A 16,741-nucleotide genomic window follows, 5' to 3' on the forward strand; every position below is an offset into this window, starting at 1 on the left:
CTACTGAACCGTTGAACACAGAGAATATGAGAAAACACCACAAGATCGCGATACAGGTGCTTGCCTTGGCACTTTCGTTCGGCCCGGTCGGGTTGGGCCAGGCTCTGGCCTTGCCTGATCCGTCGGACACCCCTTCCGCGAGAGCCAATCAGTCCGTCGAAGACAAGGCACTCGAACAGAAACTGTCCACCGAGGAAAAGGTCGGACACGAGCGGATCGTCATCGATCACGGACACGTTGATATGGGGCCGAAGTTCGTGGACGGCGCGTGGGCGCTTATGATCCACGACGACCACAATCGTGAGCCCGTATGGCGGCGGCCGAGCGACGTCGTGCTCCGCGCCGGGGACGCGGCTCGGCTGCCTACCCCGGACGACCCCCACTACGACTTCGTGGGGGTGCCAGCGGGGCAGGACGTTTACGTGGTGCCCCAGACCGAGGCCCAGGGCGTCGTCTGGCCAGGTTGGAACACTCAGGACCCGGAGGTACAGAATCGTCTGGGGACGGGGGCCACCCTGACTTTCGAGGGCGTGGAAGGTCCGGGCCGGTTCAACCTTTACCTCGAGAACGGCAATTTTTCAGGCCCCCAGGTTCTGTGGGATTCCGACAAGGAGGAACCTCAGGACATCTGGGTGCCGTCCAACACACACACCCATGCCAATTGGGTTTTCACCGAACCCGGAACGTACTTCGTAACGGTCAGGGTCCACGGCAAGCTCTCCGACGGGACGGAGGTATCCGATACTCAGCGGCTGCAGTTCGCGATCGGCGATTCGACCGACCCGAATCAGGTGTTCGACAAGGCCGGCCTGCTGGGCGATCCGAGCCCGCCGGAGAACGTGGACCGCCACGATGAGGATGCGAAGAACGAGGCGCAGGCCCTCTCGGCACCTGTGATTGTCTTGGTCCTCGTCATCCTCGTCGGGGCAGGCGTGCTGCTGTTGTGGGTCGGCAGGGGGCGGCGGGCCAAGAAGGCATCGCTGAACCGGCGACGGCACGCGGGGAGCGTCCATGACCGTTAACCGTCTGGAAATCTCCGGTCTCACCGTCTCACTGGGCGGGCGTGTGGTCATCGATTCACTGGACTGGGAGGTCGGAGCCGGGGAATTCGTTGCGCTGATCGGCCCCAACGGAACCGGAAAGACCACCCTGCTTCGAACAATACTGGGGTTGGTATCACCGGTGGCCGGGAAGATCACCGTCGCGGGCCATGCGCCAGCCCGTGCCCGTGCCGCATTGGGCTATGTGCCGCAGAAGCACCACTTCGCGTGGGACTACCCGCTGACGGTAGAAGACGCCGTGATGATCGGAAGAACCCGCAGGATCGGGTGGTTCCGTCGACCGAAAATCGCGGACTGGGCTGCGGTCCATGAAGCCCTGGATCGGACGGGTCTGGTCGATCTGCGTCGTCGTTCCATCGGCGAGCTCTCAGGAGGACAGAGGCAGCGGGTGCTCCTCGCACGGACGCTCGCGACCGATCCCCGGTTCCTGCTGCTCGACGAGCCCTTCACCGGAGTCGACGCCCCGACCCAGGACAAGCTCAGCCAGCTGTACACCGCGCTCGCCAGGGACGGGCTCGGTATCGTCATGAGCACCCACGATGTTCTGGGGGCCCTGACCGATTGCTCACGGATCTGCGGGCTGAGGGGGCACATCGACGTGGATGCTCCGGCGTCGGAGCTCGACGCCGCCTCCCTCAATACATGGTTGCGCGGTCGTCCCCTGGCGTCGTGTGGAATCACTCGTTCCGACGTTCAGGAGGAACACTCATGATTACCCCGTGGGAGTTCGCGAGTGACCTCTTCAACCCGAATCTGACGTTCTTGTCGAGGGCTTTGGCGGCCGTTGTGATCTCCTCGATCGTGTGCGGCGTCGTCGGGTGCCATGTCGTGATGCGAGGGATGGTCTTCATTGGTGACGCCGTGGCCCATTCAGTGTTTCCCGGACTCGCGGTAGCTTTCGTCGTCGGCGGGAACATGGCACTCGGAGGGCTGGTCGCCGGTGTGCTGACCGCGGTGCTCGTCGCCGTCTTCAGCCAGAACCGACGGCTGAAGGAAGATTCGGTCATCGGCATTCTTTTCGCCGGTGCCTTTGCCCTGGGCATTGTGGTCATCTCGCGGGCACCGGGCTACTCCGGCTCAGTCGAAGACTTCCTGTTCGGCTCTATCGTCGGGGTCTCCGACCATGACGTCATGATGGGGACACTGGCCGGTGCCGGACTACTGCTGGTCCTGGCGCTCTTTCACAAGGAGATCGTGACGGTCAGCGTGGACAAGGAAACTGCCCGGGCGTCGGGGCTTCCGGTTCTGGGGCTGGATATCCTCTTGTCCGTGGTGGTGACCGTGAGCGTTGTCATCTCGTTGCAGACTATCGGCAACGTGCTGGTTCTGGCACTCATCGTGATCCCTGCGGCGGCGACGCGCCTACTATGCCAGCGACTCGGTTCCATGCTCGTCCTCGCCCCCGTGTTCGGGACGGTCTGCGCCACGACCGGGCTGTACATGTCCTGGTCGATCAATCTTCCCGCCGGTGGAACCATAGTTCTTACGATGGTTGCCGGATTCTTCGTCTGCTGGGCGCTCGCGGGCCTTCGTGGCCGAGCCCGCGGCGCGGCCGTGAGTGTCTGAAACGCTGGCCAGCCGATCGCGAATCATGCTGAAACGTGCATTTCTGGATAGCAGGACCAGCCCGATGCACGTTTCGGCCCGAAGCAGGCGACCTGCCGGAGAACTCAAGAAGCCCTCACATCCTGCGGTAAACACAAGGATGTGAGGGCTTCTTACTGAGCGGTGACGGAGGGATTTGAACCCTCGGTACGGGGTTACCGTACACGACATTTCGAGTGTCGCACCTTCGGCCGCTCGGACACGTCACCAACTTCGGTCACTTTACCGGCTCATCGATGCCGACTCAACTTGAGGGGCCGTGCCATCGGGCATCACGGTATCGTCTTCGTCACGTCCGACCTTCGCCCGACGATATATCCGTCGACGATCTTCAGCGCCGCACGGGCTGCGTCCTGGGTGGTCCGCACCGACAGATTCATCTCCCGGTCCATGGCCAGCATGAAGGTTGAACCGAAGAGGGCTACGGCAATCGACCGACTATCTGGATGTTCCGCGGTCTCGTAGCTCTCGTCCAGGTCGTCCACCAGATCCGTGACCCGGTCGATGATCACAGAGCGCTGTTCCGCCAGGACTTCCGATGTTCCCCCATGAGGCCGCCACATCTCCGCGACGGCGAGGCGCGCGAAGCCGGGTTGTCCCTCCAAGAAGCGCAGCGAAGCGATGACTCCTCGAGCGATCCGGTCCCGGGGATCGGCGATTCCTTCGCCTGCGTCCTCGATGGTCTCCAGGACCAACTTGACGCCGTACCGCAACAAACCGTCGACCATCGACTTCTTGGAACCGAAGTTGTAGTACACGGTCCCTTTCGATACCCCGGCCTTTGCGGCGACCTCCTCGACCGTCGTCGCGGTGGGACCCTTTTCGCTCATGATCACCATCGCTGCTTCGAAGAGCTTGAGCTGGGTTCGGTTGGTACGGCCCGGGCGACGTCTGATCGGCCCCGGATTCTCTCCGAGGTTCTGGCTCTCAACGTTCGTCACAGTTCTACCTCCGGGTTCAGCTTCTTGAGGGTCCATGTGCGGTCCTTGACCGATCCGAGGAGTCCGATGAGCAAGCCGACCACCAAATAGACCACGAGGATCAACACCAAGGAGGGAACAGAGCCTTCATTGACCCCGTAGGCGAGGCGGCGGACCCCAGTGATCGCGTAACCCATCGGCAATCCGTGGTGCAACCATTTCAAGGACTCGGGCAGGGTCTCGTACGGCATCATGCCTCCGGAAGTGACCAGTTGCACGATCAAGAGAATCAGAACCAAAAGCTTGCCCGGAGCGCCGAGCAGTGAGATCAGCCCCTGTCCCAACGCGCTGAAGGCAGTCGAGGTGAGCAACAGGAACCAGAATACGAGCCAAGGGTGTTCCATCTGGAAGCCGAGACCGAACTTCACGACGGCGAACAGAACCACCGTTTGGGCCAGGCCAACCACCGCGAACGGAACCCAGGAACCGAGGGCGACCCTGAAACTCGAGGTATTGGAGGCCAAAGCCCGGTCGTTATTGGCTCGGAGGAACTGACCGGCCATCAGGATGCCGATCCACAGGGCCAGCACGATGAAGAACGGTCCCATACCTTCACCGTAGTTGCGGGCGCTGGCCAAGGAGCTGTGATCATCGGAGACCGGATCGGACATGACCGAAGCCAGGGAGGACTGTTCGTCCTTGTTCAGGTTGGGGACCTGATCGGTACCGTTTTTGAGGCCATTCGTCAGATCTTGGGAACCTTTGGACAACTCTGACGAGCCGTTCTGGAGTTGCCCGGCACCGTCGTCGAGCTGGGTTGATCCATTCACTGCCTCACTGGTGCCGTCGGCAAGCTGCTGGGCTCCGTCACGGGCTTTGACCTGGTTGTCGTACAGCTGTTGCGAGCCGCCGACCAAAGTTCCGGTCGAGCCGGCGAGCGTGCCCGTTCCGTCCTTGAGCTGTTGTGCCCCGTCGTTGACTTGGGAAGCCCCTGAAGCGAGTTCACCGGTCTTCTGGTCCAGGGTCGACGCGCCACCAGCCAATTTCTGCGCGGCATCATTGGCGCTCTTCGCACCGTTCGCGACTCCGGAAGCCCCGTCATTCAACTGCGAGATTCCTGTGGTGAGCTCGGAAATCTTCCCGGCCACCAATGAAGATCCGTCCGAGGCGCAACTTGAATCGCGCAGTTTCTGCAGTGAGGCACCTGCGTCGGTGTTCTCCACCGAGTTGAGCTGGTCGGTCGTCGCCTTGGAAACACGCGACTTGGTCTGCTCACCGGAGACCGAATCCACGACCTTTTTCGCCTGATCCTGATCCAGCACACCCTGGTCAACGAGTTGCTGGACCTGTTCCGAGGTGGCCGCGCCGACCTCTGAGACCACGGAATTGGATACGTCCTCACCAAGGCGGCCGGAAGGATCGGAGGTGTTGACTTCGGAGAGGTCCTTGCACATCGCGGTCAGGTCGTTCCCGATGTCGTTGACTCCGGACTGCTGAACCTTCTGGTTGAGTGTCGTGACACCTTGTGAGAGTTGGCCGGCGCCGTCCGAGAGCTTGGACGTGCCCTCGGCAAGCTGGGATGAGCCGGAAGAAAGCGACGACGTTCCGTCCTTGAGCTGCGAGGAACCATCGGCCAACTGGGACGTGCCGTCCGCCAGAGTCGTTGCGCCCCCGTTGAGCTGTTGGGCGCCGCTGTCGAGCTGCTTGGCTCCGTCGACGGCCTGAGCATTGCCGTCGACCAGTTGGTTCTCGCCGTCGAGCAGGGAATGCGAGCCGTCATTGAGCTGCACTGCGCCATTGGCAAGCGACGAGGTGCCCTCCTTGAGCTGATCGACCGCCGAAGAAAGATTCACCGCTCCGTCGGAAAGTTTCTTCGAACCGTCGGTCGCGTCGGAAAGCTGACCATGGATATCAGTGAAGCTCGCCAGCATCTGTTGGGCGGTCTCGTCGCCGACTTCCTGAGCTACCTGGTCGCGAATCGTGGTGCCGGCCTTGGTCACAATATTGGTCAGCAGATAGTTGTTTGCGTCATTGGTGACGAACTCGAGGCCGGCTTTCTCAGGGTCCACTTTCCCCGGGGTTCCGTCCGCGCTGGGCTTGAACTCGGAGGTCGACAGGAGGCGTTGCGAGAAGTCCTTCGGGATCACGATCGCGAAGTCGGTGTCGCCTTTCTCGACCTGCTTGACGGCTTCGTCTCGAGAGGAAACGTCGTGCCAGTCGAAGTCCTTGGAGTCATGGAGCTTGTCCGCGACGGACTGGCCGGTGTTGACCGACGCGCCGTCCGGCCCCTGGGCTCCGGAGTCTTCCATGGCGATGGCGCCGCTGACGTGGTCAACCTTTCCGTACGGGTCCCAGTTGGAGTACAGGTAAATGCCGCCATAGAGCAGCGGGATGCATGCGAGCGCAACCATGACCAACTTGGGGAAGACCCCTCCGGTCATGCGCTTGAGCTCAGTGAGTGCGAGGCGAAGGGAAGTCACGCGTGCTCCTCCTGGGAGATCTGTGGGGTGAAGAGTTCATCAAGGCTCAGTCCCGACGGGATGTACGGTTCGCTCGTGGTCTCGCCGAGCGTTGCACGAAGTCCGTGCCATGAGTCGCTGATGTGCGGCACTACCGCGACGACGGCCCGCCGGTGGTTCTCGTCCCGGGCCAACCGGTGAAGACTGGGAAGCCACGTGTACGAATGGTTGGCGTGGCGAGACGGGGTGTCGAACACGAGAAGATCGGCCTGTTGGTCATGACGCGCCAAGGCGACCATGAGCCTGATTCTCTGATCGCCGGTCAGCTGCTCCTCCCATAGGTTGTCCAGGTCCTCGAGGTCATTCTCGTGGAGCCAACGTGCCGCGTTTGGGCGATGGAGCAACTTATGGGGCATGTAGGAAAGCATTTCGGCCACATAGTCGCGCACGCGCATATGATTTTCCATCTCGTTGATGGCCGGGGAGTCGATCAACGAGGAACTGCGGCGGAGCGTTTTTCGGGAGTCGCTTCCGTCCCAAGAGACACTCCCCGCATCTGGGCGCATTCGCCCTGTGAGCGCCAGGGACAATGCGGAGCGCTGCAACTGGCTGTTCGCCTGAACCAGGATCAATTCTCCGATTTCCACGGTGAATGAGGTCGGTTCCACCAATGGAGCGTGGCGACCCTTTGCCTGAATGGCCTCGACTTCGAGCACGGGTGTAACTCCTCGTGTGGTGCGATGGTGATGCGGATAGCCCCATGAGAAGCCAGCCTCACAGGGCTTGGACACTTGGTCGTCGCACTTGGTCGTCGGTCGGCGGGTGGAGGGCTACGTGTTGACGTTTCCCATGCTAGTTGTACTGACCGGTCAGTTCTAGTGAAAACGCCTTAAAATAAAGTGACCCTATGCACTTGGGGTGCTCCGGTTGCCGAGGCGTTGCCAGAGGTCTTAGGGGAGGCGCTTTTCCGAGAAGAAATCTTGCAGGACCTGGGCACATTCCTCGGCCCTGACGTCTGGAAAGACCTCGACCCAGTGGTTGAGTCGGCGCTCGCGGAGAATGTCGAAGACGGACCCGACGGCCCCGGCTTTGTCGTCCCAAGCGCCCATGACCAGCCGGGGGATCCGGGAGAGGAGAATCGCGCCTGCGCACATCGGACATGGTTCCAACGTGACGACGAGCGTGCAGTCGTCCAGGCGCCATCGTCCCGCCTGGGCCGCTGCCTCGCGGATGGCGAGCACTTCCGCATGAGCGACGGGGTCGGCGTCGGCCTCACGTCGATTTCGGCCCCTGCCCACGACGTTTCCTGCGGAATCCATGACCACGGCACCTATGGGTACATCGCCGCTGGTGCGAGTCGCCCTCGCTTCGGCCAGTGCGAGCCCCATCCACGCGTTGTGGAGATTCGAAAAGTGCTTCATGCATCCATTGTCTGCTGTAGTTTGGACCCATGCGAGTCAAGATTCTGGACCACCCCTTGGTCAGCCATAAGATCACCGTATTGAGGGACCGAGAAACCTCGTCCCCGCAGTTCCGTCAGCTGGTCGATGAACTCGTCACTCTTCTGGCGTACGAGGCCACGCGCAATATTCGCGTGGAGCCCAAAACGGTTCAGACTCCAGTCTCCGAAGCGCAGGGTGTCGTTATTTCACGACCGCGACCCCTCGTCGTCCCCATTCTCCGCGCCGGCTTGGGAATGCTGGACGGAATGACGCGATTGATCCCGACGGCGGAAGTCGGCTTTCTCGGTATGGCTCGCCACGAGGAGACTCTAGATATTGTGACCTACGCCGAGCGCCTGCCGGATGACCTCACGGGACGCCAGGTTTATGTTCTCGACCCGATGCTCGCGACCGGTGGAACTTTGATCGAGTCCATCAAATTCTTGCGCGAGCGGGGAGCCGATCACATTACGTGTCTCTGTATCCTGGCTGCGCCCGAGGGTATTGAAGCCTTGGGCGAGGGCGTTGGGGAGTTGGACAATATCGATCTGTTCCTGGCCGCGCAGGATGAGCGACTGAACGAGAAGTCGTACATCGTGCCGGGGTTGGGTGATGCCGGGGACCGGCTGTATGGCGTCGTTGACTGAGGGCCGAATCGGCCCCTGTGACAAATACCACGCGCCATAACTTTCCCGGTAAAGTTCACCTCCCTCAAGTGCGGTCCGTGGTGTTGGCTCCGGAGGAGCTGGCTGTGTGTGGATGCACGTGCGGAGGTTCGCATCATGAAACCGTCTCGCGCGGCGAGTGGGCGACATACCGAAGAGGCGAGTTGCGTACTCGCCAGTTTTGTCAAGACAAATCCGCTTGTTCCTGGGCAAAACCTGGGGAAGATGCGGGGCGAGAAAAATATGCGCAACCGAGCCCTTGACAATTCATATTTTTCGTGAATTCCAGCTTCTGGGGACTCATGTCTGCCCAGGTTTGCGGGTTATCCTGCGACGACCAAGGGGGTCACATCGTGATGGGAAGCAAAATGCAGTATGCATAACTCGAACGTTGCAATGCATATTTGAGACATATTGTCTCACAGTTCGGACGGTTCAACCGATTGTTACTTGCGGGAAGTTGAGAACGGGTGGAGCATGGAGTCAAAGGTCTGATCACTCCATTGGGGAAATCCGCTCGGGTCTCTTCGGTCGGTGTCGGTCCGTAGGTCGTGGGCATCACCGCGACCGTCATCAATCATTCCAACGGCTCATGCCGTGCGAGGTCCGAATTGTAGAAGGACGGCGATCTAATGTCAGGCGCACCCGGATACGTGCACATTTCCCAGCGCAATCGTGCGAACGGCGCTACTCCGATGCGGCCCGGAGGTATGACCGGCCGCGGAGCCATCGGCGAACCTACTGACTACCGGTCCTTGCGTGCGATGAACCCCTCCGTGCCGAGCCACGAGGCCGAAAACGGCACATCCATCCGACCCGTGACGGCCGACAACGAGGCTCGTGGGTTCGTGCTGTACGTCGGACTCAATGAAGACGTAGCGGCCCAGAACGGCACCTCCCTGGTCCGCATGGTCCAGGATATCCGCGCTTACGCGCAGACCTTGGTCCCGCAGGCCGAGTCATATGCCGCCGTCGCGATCGCCCCCGCGGGCGCTGAGGGTTCCGACCTCGATGTGGTTCGGGATGCGTTGGGCGACCCCACCGCTCCCAAGAGCCAGGCTGAAGGGGTGCAGAATGGTCATGTGCCCGCGGCGGAGACCAAGCCGAGTCAGCCCGCCGGTGTGCTCATTGACTTGTCCCGCCGGGAGGTTTTCCTGGACGGCGAGGTGCTGAACCTGACGTACAAGGAATTCGAGCTCTTGAACTACTTGGTCGAGAACTCGAGCCGCACAGCTGGTCGCGAGGAGCTTCTCGAATCCTTGTGGCGTGATGCGGACGAGACTCCGAACGAACGCACGATCGACGTTCACATCAGGCGACTGCGTTCAAAGCTGGGGCGGCTCTCCAATACGGTCCGCACGGTTCGTGGGCAGGGCTATCGCTTCTACGAGCATCCCGAGGTCGTCGTGTGGGCCGCACCGGAGTACTCCATCTGACCATCCAGTTATTGTGATTCCGCGCGAGGCCTTTGGGCCCCGCCCGGTTTTTTGCGCCCAGGCATGTGCACGAGCGAGGTCGACGTCGATCCTGTGCACCAGTTTGTAGACTTGCCCCATGAGTTCGCTGATCGATCCCCATTCCCAAGCCAAGACCCTGATGATCATGCGTCATGCCGAGGCGGATATGCCCTGGGGAACGAGCGACTTCGATCGCCCGCTCACAGCGAACGGGCATGCCGATGCTCCGCGGGTCGGTCGGTGGATGGTCGAGAACGGCGTCGTGCCCGAGATGATCATCACTTCGTCCGCGTTGCGAACGCGTCAGACGTGCACGTGGATATGCGACGAGCTGGGGGACAAGGCACCGACGGCGAGCCTTGAGGATCGCTTATACAACGCGCCGACTCAGGAGCTGCTCGCGGCCATCGGCCGGACCCCGGATACGGTGCGCTCTCTCTTGGTCATTGCTCATTATCCGGCTGTGCAGGATGCGGTACTGTCCTTGGCCTCCCGGGACTCGGACTACGAAGCCATGATGGGCGTCTCGTCGAATTTTCCGCCCGCTGGCCTCGCTGTGCTGAGCTCGCAGAAACCGTGGGCCGCGCTCGATGGGGCGGACGCCATATTGCGCACATTCATCGAACGTTGATATCTTCCACGTGAGGTCTCCACCCAGGCCTGCGGACGAGGGAGCAGTACCCGCACCACGACAAGACTGACTCGAAGGAGGAGAACTGTCGTGGCATGGTTCGTTTTGATCGTCTCCGGCGCGCTGGAGATGGTTTGGGCTGCGGCGCTGTCCGCATCGCACGGGTTGCGACGTTGGAAGCCGGCCCTTCTCTTTGTTGTCGCCATGGTTGTGAGCCTCGCAGGCCTCGCATTCGCCATGAAATCCATTCCCGTGGGCACGGCCTACGCCGTTTGGGTCGGCATTGGCGCTACCTTGACCCTGATCTGGGGTTTCGTGACCCGGCAGGAACGAGCGACTTTTGGTCGTCTCTCATTGCTCGGCCTGCTCATTATTTCCCTCGTCGGGCTGAAGGTGGCGAGCTAAACATGGCCTGGATCATATTACTTGTCAGCGCGGTGCTCGAAGCCGTGTGGGCAACAGCCCTGGGAGAATCACACGGATTTACCTCTTACCCAGCAACAATCCTCTTCGTGATCGCCCTCATCGGAAGCATGGGCGGTCTTGGCTGGGCCGTCAAGAGCATCCCTATCAGCACCGCGTACGCCATTTGGACCGGAATCGGTGCCGCCCTTACCGTGGTCTACGGCATGCTGACCGGGGCCGAATCGGTTTCTGCTCTCAAAATCCTCTGCATTGTCGGGATCGTCGGGGCCACGGTTGGCCTGAAGCTTATGCCGTCCCGACCGGCGAAGGACCAATCCGCCGGTAGCAACGAGACGATTAGCCACGTCTCCGGCTGAGTTCGTTGCATGACGTCCGAGCGGCGATGAAAGCCCTTGAGTCGCCGTTCTTCGCGGCCCAAGGGCTTTCATTCTTCCGACCCAGAGCGGGACCGGAATTCGGCGTCGCCATGTCGTTGCCGCGTCGAAGCAATGAGCATCAAGAAACACTCGTCCCCTGAATCATGGCATCCCAGGAATCTGCGGGCATCACGCTCGGGATGAGGCTTATGCTTCGAGGGGGCTATCACTTCGTGGAGAAGCTGCTCCCCCAAATGTGAACCCTTCATTTCCTCGTGGCGGTTTCCTGGTGACTCGGCCGATAGTTTTATGCAATTTGTGTAACGGCCTGGGGGCGGCGGTCGATACACTAATGAGAACCATGTGAGAATTGGTGCATGGAAATTGAAGTGACTCATTCTGCCCTGGCGTGTTTTTTCTTCCTCCTCTATGCATGGGGGCGGCGTCGAGACCCTCGGATGATACGCAATGGGGTTTTCCTGACCATTGGGGTTGGCGTCTGCCTCCTGCTTGGGCTGACCTTGTTGGCGAGAAACGAGTCGGTTGCGTGGCCGGTCGTCGTCGCGATGTTTGTCGTGACGCCGATTGCTTTAGTGATTCTGTCGATTGCCTTGATTGCAAACGGCGTCGTTATGCTGAGATACGAGGGAAGGCGACTGGGCAACCTGCTTTCGCTGTTTGCAGGTTTGCTCCTGCTGGGTCTTCCCATACTCCTCTGGGTATTATTCGGGTGGAGCCGGATCCCTTATCCTCTGAGTATTTATGCCGTTGCTCTGGGCGTCTTAATCGCTCTTTTGGCTACATACTTCAGTGTTGCTTTTGTCTCTTTTGCGGTCTACTCGGTTGTGTATGGTCGAATGTCTCGAAAGCTGTATCCTTCTGCAATCATTGTGCTCGGTTCAGGGCTGATCAATGGGGCCGTTCCTCCGTTGCTGCGTAGCCGCCTGGATCGGGCGCTTGAGATCTATCGTCTGGGTGCAGACCGAGATGCACGCCCGATTTTAGTGCCGTCTGGTGGGCAGGGCGGCGACGAGTCGCGGCCGGAGGGGCAAGCGATGGCTGAGTACCTGGTTGAGCACGGCGCTGATCCGGCTGATGTGTACCCCGAGGAGAAGTCGCGCAACACGTGGGAGAACATCCGGTTTTCGACATCGATCATTTCCAATGCGGGGCGGATGCAGGATTGTGTGGTGGTGACCAATAACTATCATGTCTTGCGAGCCGCGAGTTTGACTCGTCGGGCCGGAATTAAAGCCGCCGTGGTTGGCTCTCCGACAGCTCGTTATTTTATTCCGAGCGCTTTTATCCGCGAGTTCGTTGCAATTGTTGAACAGCATCGGTGGCTCAATTGTATTGCCTGCTTGCCCTTGGTCGTCGTTACCGTATTGGCGCTCTGGGAATCGCTTCAGCAGCGGTAATCATTGACGAAAATGGGATTCTGTCGCGACGGCTTTCACCGAATCATTATGGTGTGTCCGGTCCATAGCCGGACGGCCTCCCGTGGCGTTTCCGTGGGTGCGGCGTATCGAGATGATCCGAGTACCGGCCTTGGTTTTCGGGCCTCACGGTTGTCCTGGAGGTATCGATACACCTTCTGGTGGCCCATGAGCCTCGCCTCATCCCTCGAGTGCATGTCAGTTGCTCGGGAAACGGGCCAAAAAGAGCGCCAGAGACTTGGGACCTTTCGTTGTCGAGTCAAAGGCCCTGGGGACAAAGAAAACCCCCGGGGTCCTTGGTGTTCCAAGGACCCCCGGGGGTGCGTGGCGGAGACGGGGGGATTTGAACCCCCGGTCGAGTTTAACCCCGACCCTTCATTAGCAGTGAAGTCCATTCGGCCGCTCTGGCACGTCTCCAGGTGAACACGGCTTCATTCGTGTTAAACGAATATCGCCGTCGAACAGCCTTAACAGCGTACCGATAAACGCACGTGATGGTCAAAACCGAGTCTCCGGGATAGGAGCACTACTCTTGGAAGCATGGGAAGAACGCAACGCATCGTGGTAATTGGGGCTGGTCCGCGAGGGCTGTCGACCGTCGAGAGGCTGGCAGCTCACGCGGCAAGCCGCTCCGACAAGAACGTTGAGGTCCACCTGGTGGACCCCTTCCCTCCGGGGCCGGGGCACGTGTGGCGCACAGACCAATCGAGACTCTTTCTGATGAACACCCCGTCATTTTTCCCGACGGTCGTTCCCACGGACGTCACGGTCACGTCCGCTCCTTCCGACGGATCCTATCCTCGCCCCATTTCTGCGGTGCGGGGCCTCAGCTTCGAAGAGTGGCGAGCCCGGGTCACCGCCGATTCCTTTTTCCCGCTCATCGGCCTCTCCGACGGAGACCTGGCCGAGGTCCATGCTCTGACACGCGAAGGATTCCCGTCTCGGAAGCTCTACGGCACTTATCTTTCGGATATTTTTGCTCGCCTCCGGGCCGGATTGCCGAAAACCATGAGCTTGAACTATCACCCCCAGGAGGCCGTGCGTATCGCATATGGGGAGCAAAATACGGGACGACCTTATCTCGTTGAACTGGGCGACGGTGTCGTCTTGTCAGCTCATTGCGTCGTTCTGGCACTGGGGCACACCGATGCCAAATTGCGTGATGACCAGCAGGACCTCATGGAATTCGCCGCGAGCAGGCGGTTGCACTATTGGCCGCCTGCGATTCCGGCGGACGTTCGGTGGGCCGCTCTCCCGGAAGGGGAGGATGTGCTGATTCGTGGCATGGGGCTGAACTTCCATGACGTGCTCGCTCAGCTGACCGAAGGGCGCGGAGGAACATTCGAGGTCGACGGGGACCACCCGCATCGCCTCACATATCAACCGAGCGGCCGTGAGCCCAAGATCTGGGCCGGATCCCGCCGTGGGACTCCCTACCGGGCCAAAGCCGTTTTGGATTCCTACTATCCGCGGTCCACGCAAAACAAGTTCTTCACCAGAGACTATGTGGACAGAACCCAGCAAAGGGCGCAGTCCGAAGGGAGGGAAATCGACTTCGAGGTCGACTACTGGCCGCTGATTCGGAGGGATGCCCAATGGAATTACTACCGAACCCTTGTCCGTACCGAGCCAGATGCGATTCACGGCGACCCATTCGAATTTCTCGCCCAAGTCGAGGCGATCTTGTCGGACACCGAACATAGCTCATGGTGGAGCCGTCTGGACCGCTTGGTCACGGACCGGGTTGCCCCGAATCTGATCTTGGCTCCGGAGCGCCTTTCGAGGCCGTTCGAGGGCCAGAGTTTCGACTCTCACGAGGAATATGCCGCGGCCGTGGTTCATTTCTTGGATCGCGACGTCGCCGCCTCCTTCTTGGGCGAAGACAGTCCTATCAAAATGGCTATTGGGTCGATGAATCAGGCACGCGCCATAGTGAAATACGCCGTTCAGGATCATGGAATTTCTGATGAGTCATGGATCCGTGGACTCGAACGCAAATTCGGTGGATTGGTCGAGGGCCTTGCTTCCGGTCCGCCAGTGCTCAGAATCCAACAGATGGCGGCGTTGGCACGGGCCGGCGTCGTACGTTTTCTGGGGCCGGACCCTGTTTTCGGCGCGGACGAGAATGCAGGATGTTTCATCGCATCATCCCCCTGGGTGCGAGGCGAACCGGTCCACGCTGATTGGCTCGTCGAGGCCCTGGCACCGGCCAACGACGTTCGGGTGAGTACGTCACCTTTGCTCGGGCGTCTTTTCGAGGACGGGTTTGCACGGCCGTGGCAGATGCACCTGGCCGATTCCCCGGCCCCGGTGCCTTCGAAAGGCCTGGAGGTCACAGAATCGCCTCACCGACTCGTCAGGGCTTCCGGCGAAACCGAGGCCGGAATCTTCGTTCTGGGGCTACAACTGTCTTCGACGCAATGGGGGACTGCTATTGCGGCGGAGGCGGACGCAGAGCTCAGATTCGGTTCCAGTACCGTTGCCGATTCCAACGAGGTCGCCAGGGCAGTCCTGGGGTAGCTAAACCCGTGACCGGCCCTGGGCCAGGTTTTGTGGGAGCAGTTAGGCTCCGCTAGATTTCGGCGGCCATCATCACGTCGCTGGTCGGGGTCTGAGACCCTCCCTCAGGTTCAACCGTCACCGCCACGGCTTCGGCGTCGCGAACATCGCCGGTCAGCCAAACGCTGGAGTCGCCACCGTTGAAGGTCGTGTCCGGGACGGGAGCCCCATCTTTCATCAGCCAGAGCTGATACTGCTTGCCGTGTCCTGGATCGGTGAAATTCGAACCGACAAACATTGCGGCGGTTCGTTCGCGGGAAGTAACCACCGTCGCGGAGGCCCCGTCCTTACTCACGTGTTTGACGGCCACATCCGGTGCGGTCAGTAGTTCGTCCTGGCGTTGCTGCTGTTGTTGCTGATGCTGTTGGTCTGCGGTCACCTGCTGGCTGTCCTGGCCGGCTTGATGACCTAGGCTCCAACCTCCCAACGCCAGACCAGGCACCAGAATGACTGCGGCCGCGGCAAGAAGCCAGCGGCTGCGGCGAGGCCTCGCCGTCCCGAGCGGAAACACTCTGGCTTGTGAACCGGGCTCGGGTTCGGCAGCGGTCTGGCCCGTCGGTGCCCGCCCGCTATCAGTGCCTCGTCGTGATTCGCGGTGAACAGCGCCGAGCACCTGCGTTTTCAGCTCTGCTGGTGGTTCTACCGCCACGGCTTCCGCAAGCCCTTCGGCGGTCACGCGGAAAGAGTCGACCTCTTCCTGACACCGAGAGCAAATGGTCAAGTGGGCTTCGAAAGCACGTGCTTCTTCTACCTCGAGGGCGTCAACAGCATAAAGTGCAGCGTCCGAATGGACGTCGCCGCCCTGATCACGCCCCTCTGCACTGTTATCTACCACTGTTCCCCCAATACCGTCCGAAGACTGACCAATCCGTCCCTGATTCTGGATTTCGCTGTACCCAGAGGGATTTTCAAATGCTCGGCCACCTCCTGGTGGCTCAACCCTCGGAAGTACACCAGATTCAAGGCCTGTCTCTGAACCTCGCTCACCTGCGCAAGCCCCGTCTGCACGTCTTCGCTGTCCAAGCCCGACTCCACACCTTCCCAGGTCGGATCCTCGGAGGCAGTGGCCTGTTCATCGGCCTGATAATGCTCCTCGCGGTCACGTCGGCGGGTGCTGGAGCGGATTCTGTCCACGGCTCGACGATGGGCCATGGTGCACAGCCATGCTTTGGTCGTTCCCCGAGCGGGGTCGAACTTCTCCGCTTGCTGCCATGCCATGAGATAAACCTCTTGAACGATCTCGGCGGCAAGGTCACTGGAGCGCAGCAATCGAATCACGACACCATAGACCACCGAGACGGTGGCATCGTAGAGGTCAGCAAAAGCGGATTCATCGCCCTGGGCGCTACGGGCGAGCTTTTCGGCCCGATAGGCTTCATCCGCATCGTTCACGACTCTTCTCGGCGCTCCGTCAGCATCCCCCGGGGTATCTGACGTCGAACTCACATGATCTCGCTAACTGTCGTGCCGTTGCACCTGTGTACCGCGGCATCATTCGCCCCCTGCGGGCAGGCCACCTCACGGACCATGCCACAGGTTATCTCCCCAGGTGCACTGTCGAAATATACCTTCTCTTCGTTCCCACGGTGGTCTTGGATGGGTGGTTGCCGAAATCGGTTTGGAGATTCCGGCCGAAAACTGCTGGTTGAGCGGCGTCAGGTACACGAAGACAGGGACTCCGAGAATTCTCAGAAAAAAATAGGGTAATACCCATCCGCACGGGT

16 protein-coding genes, 2 tRNA genes and 1 riboswitch are annotated in these 16,741 nt (G+C 60.4%); of the genes, 10 read left to right on the forward strand and 8 right to left on the reverse strand.

Annotated elements, in window-relative coordinates; translation table 11 throughout:
- The first annotated feature begins 26 nt into the window (after positions 1–26).
- From EWR20_RS02700 to EWR20_RS02710, 3 genes are read left to right on the forward strand one after another with little or no spacing between them, the layout of a single operon-like run.
- Positions 27–1,022, forward strand: coding sequence for a choice-of-anchor M domain-containing protein (locus EWR20_RS02700; RefSeq protein WP_129358753.1), 996 nt, complete (start codon positions 27–29; stop codon positions 1,020–1,022).
- Positions 1,012–1,773: an anchored repeat-type ABC transporter ATP-binding subunit gene (locus EWR20_RS02705; protein ID WP_129358755.1), complete on the forward strand. Its 762-nt coding sequence runs from the start codon at positions 1,012–1,014 to the stop codon at positions 1,771–1,773. Before EWR20_RS02700 ends, EWR20_RS02705 begins: the two co-directional genes overlap by 11 nt.
- Positions 1,770–2,627 carry an anchored repeat-type ABC transporter permease subunit gene (locus EWR20_RS02710; protein ID WP_129358757.1) on the forward strand — a complete coding sequence of 286 codons (858 nt, stop codon included), beginning with the start codon at positions 1,770–1,772 and terminating at the stop codon, positions 2,625–2,627. The genes EWR20_RS02705 and EWR20_RS02710 overlap by 4 nt, the downstream gene beginning before the upstream one ends.
- 160 nt (positions 2,628–2,787) lie before the next feature.
- Here EWR20_RS02710 and EWR20_RS02715 read toward each other — a convergent pair.
- The 5 genes from EWR20_RS02715 to tadA form a co-directional block, all read right to left on the reverse strand.
- Positions 2,788–2,875 (reverse strand) — tRNA-Ser (locus EWR20_RS02715).
- A gap of 63 nt (positions 2,876–2,938) precedes the next feature.
- The gene (locus tag EWR20_RS02720) at positions 2,939–3,607 is read right to left on the reverse strand and encodes a TetR/AcrR family transcriptional regulator (RefSeq protein WP_238147528.1); all 669 of its coding nucleotides are present in this window, start codon (positions 3,605–3,607) and stop codon (positions 2,939–2,941) included.
- A complete protein-coding gene (locus EWR20_RS02725; RefSeq protein WP_129358761.1) occupies positions 3,604–6,066 on the reverse strand; it encodes a YhgE/Pip domain-containing protein in 2,463 nt (820 codons plus the stop codon). Before EWR20_RS02725 ends, EWR20_RS02720 begins: the two co-directional genes overlap by 4 nt.
- Positions 6,063–6,761 carry an ABC transporter ATP-binding protein gene (locus tag EWR20_RS02730; protein ID WP_129358763.1) on the reverse strand — a complete coding sequence of 233 codons (699 nt, stop codon included), beginning with the start codon at positions 6,759–6,761 and terminating at the stop codon, positions 6,063–6,065. Before EWR20_RS02730 ends, EWR20_RS02725 begins: the two co-directional genes overlap by 4 nt.
- A 234-nt stretch (positions 6,762–6,995) precedes the next feature.
- The gene (gene tadA / locus EWR20_RS02735) at positions 6,996–7,466 is read right to left on the reverse strand and encodes a tRNA adenosine(34) deaminase TadA (RefSeq protein ID WP_129358765.1); all 471 of its coding nucleotides are present in this window, start codon (positions 7,464–7,466) and stop codon (positions 6,996–6,998) included.
- A 29-nt stretch (positions 7,467–7,495) separates the two neighbouring features.
- On the opposite strand from tadA, the gene upp reads away from it, so the two are divergent.
- The 6 genes from upp (at position 7,496) to EWR20_RS02765 (ending at position 12,440) form a co-directional block, all read left to right on the forward strand.
- Positions 7,496–8,134 carry a uracil phosphoribosyltransferase gene (upp, locus tag EWR20_RS02740; protein WP_129358767.1) on the forward strand — a complete coding sequence of 213 codons (639 nt, stop codon included), beginning with the start codon at positions 7,496–7,498 and terminating at the stop codon, positions 8,132–8,134.
- 650 nt (positions 8,135–8,784) lie between these two features.
- Complete coding sequence (locus tag EWR20_RS02745; protein ID WP_129358769.1) at positions 8,785–9,588, forward strand: winged helix-turn-helix domain-containing protein; 804 nt, start codon at positions 8,785–8,787, stop codon at positions 9,586–9,588.
- 118 nt (positions 9,589–9,706) lie between these two features.
- Positions 9,707–10,240, forward strand: a complete 534-nt coding sequence (locus EWR20_RS02750; RefSeq protein WP_193553875.1) for a SixA phosphatase family protein — start codon at positions 9,707–9,709, stop codon at positions 10,238–10,240.
- A gap of 9 nt (positions 10,241–10,249) precedes the next feature.
- Positions 10,250–10,316: riboswitch (guanidine-III (ykkC-III) riboswitch) on the forward strand.
- Between the two features lie 14 nt (positions 10,317–10,330).
- Positions 10,331–10,645, forward strand: a complete 315-nt coding sequence (locus tag EWR20_RS02755) for a DMT family transporter (RefSeq protein WP_129358771.1) — start codon at positions 10,331–10,333, stop codon at positions 10,643–10,645.
- Positions 10,646–10,647: 2 nt separating this feature from the next.
- Entirely contained in the window at positions 10,648–11,022 is a 375-nt protein-coding gene (locus tag EWR20_RS02760) for a DMT family transporter (RefSeq protein ID WP_129358773.1), read from the forward strand.
- Between the two features lie 377 nt (positions 11,023–11,399).
- A complete protein-coding gene (locus EWR20_RS02765; protein WP_129358775.1) occupies positions 11,400–12,440 on the forward strand; it encodes a YdcF family protein in 1,041 nt (346 codons plus the stop codon).
- A gap of 343 nt (positions 12,441–12,783) precedes the next feature.
- On the opposite strand, the gene EWR20_RS02770 is transcribed toward EWR20_RS02765, so the two are convergent.
- A tRNA-Ser gene (locus EWR20_RS02770) sits at positions 12,784–12,875 on the reverse strand.
- Between the two features lie 123 nt (positions 12,876–12,998).
- On the opposite strand from EWR20_RS02770, the gene EWR20_RS02775 reads away from it, so the two are divergent.
- Positions 12,999–14,978: an FAD/NAD(P)-binding protein gene (locus tag EWR20_RS02775; RefSeq protein WP_129358778.1), complete on the forward strand. Its 1,980-nt coding sequence runs from the start codon at positions 12,999–13,001 to the stop codon at positions 14,976–14,978.
- A 52-nt stretch (positions 14,979–15,030) separates the two neighbouring features.
- Here the strand turns inward: EWR20_RS02775 and EWR20_RS02780 are convergent, their stop codons facing one another.
- Together EWR20_RS02780 and EWR20_RS02785 are read right to left on the reverse strand one after the other, a co-directional pair.
- Complete coding sequence (locus EWR20_RS02780; protein WP_165000936.1) at positions 15,031–15,852, reverse strand: anti-sigma factor; 822 nt, start codon at positions 15,850–15,852, stop codon at positions 15,031–15,033.
- Entirely contained in the window at positions 15,846–16,463 is a 618-nt protein-coding gene (locus EWR20_RS02785) for a sigma-70 family RNA polymerase sigma factor (RefSeq protein ID WP_238147529.1), read from the reverse strand. The genes EWR20_RS02780 and EWR20_RS02785 overlap by 7 nt, the downstream gene beginning before the upstream one ends.
- Positions 16,464–16,741 lie beyond the last annotated feature (278 nt).

Source organism: Rothia uropygioeca (genome assembly GCF_004136585.1).
GTDB lineage: Bacteria > Actinomycetota > Actinomycetes > Actinomycetales > Micrococcaceae > Rothia.

Bases quoted from the DNA above. Each gene is read 5' to 3' on its own strand.
- EWR20_RS02775 (WP_129358778.1), top strand. From the start codon at position 12,999: ATGGGAAGAACGCAACGCATCGTGGTAATTGGGGCTGGTCCGCGAGGG.
- EWR20_RS02705 (WP_129358755.1), top strand. From the start codon at position 1,012: ATGACCGTTAACCGTCTGGAAATCTCCGGTCTCACCGTCTCACTGGGC.
- EWR20_RS02700 (WP_129358753.1), top strand. From the start codon at position 27: ATGAGAAAACACCACAAGATCGCGATACAGGTGCTTGCCTTGGCACTT.
- tadA (WP_129358765.1), bottom strand. From the start codon at position 7,466: ATGAAGCACTTTTCGAATCTCCACAACGCGTGGATGGGGCTCGCACTG.
- EWR20_RS02745 (WP_129358769.1), top strand. From the start codon at position 8,785: ATGTCAGGCGCACCCGGATACGTGCACATTTCCCAGCGCAATCGTGCG.
- EWR20_RS02750 (WP_193553875.1), top strand. From the start codon at position 9,707: ATGAGTTCGCTGATCGATCCCCATTCCCAAGCCAAGACCCTGATGATC.
- EWR20_RS02765 (WP_129358775.1), top strand. From the start codon at position 11,400: ATGGAAATTGAAGTGACTCATTCTGCCCTGGCGTGTTTTTTCTTCCTC.
- upp (WP_129358767.1), top strand. From the start codon at position 7,496: ATGCGAGTCAAGATTCTGGACCACCCCTTGGTCAGCCATAAGATCACC.
- EWR20_RS02760 (WP_129358773.1), top strand. From the start codon at position 10,648: ATGGCCTGGATCATATTACTTGTCAGCGCGGTGCTCGAAGCCGTGTGG.
- EWR20_RS02710 (WP_129358757.1), top strand. From the start codon at position 1,770: ATGATTACCCCGTGGGAGTTCGCGAGTGACCTCTTCAACCCGAATCTG.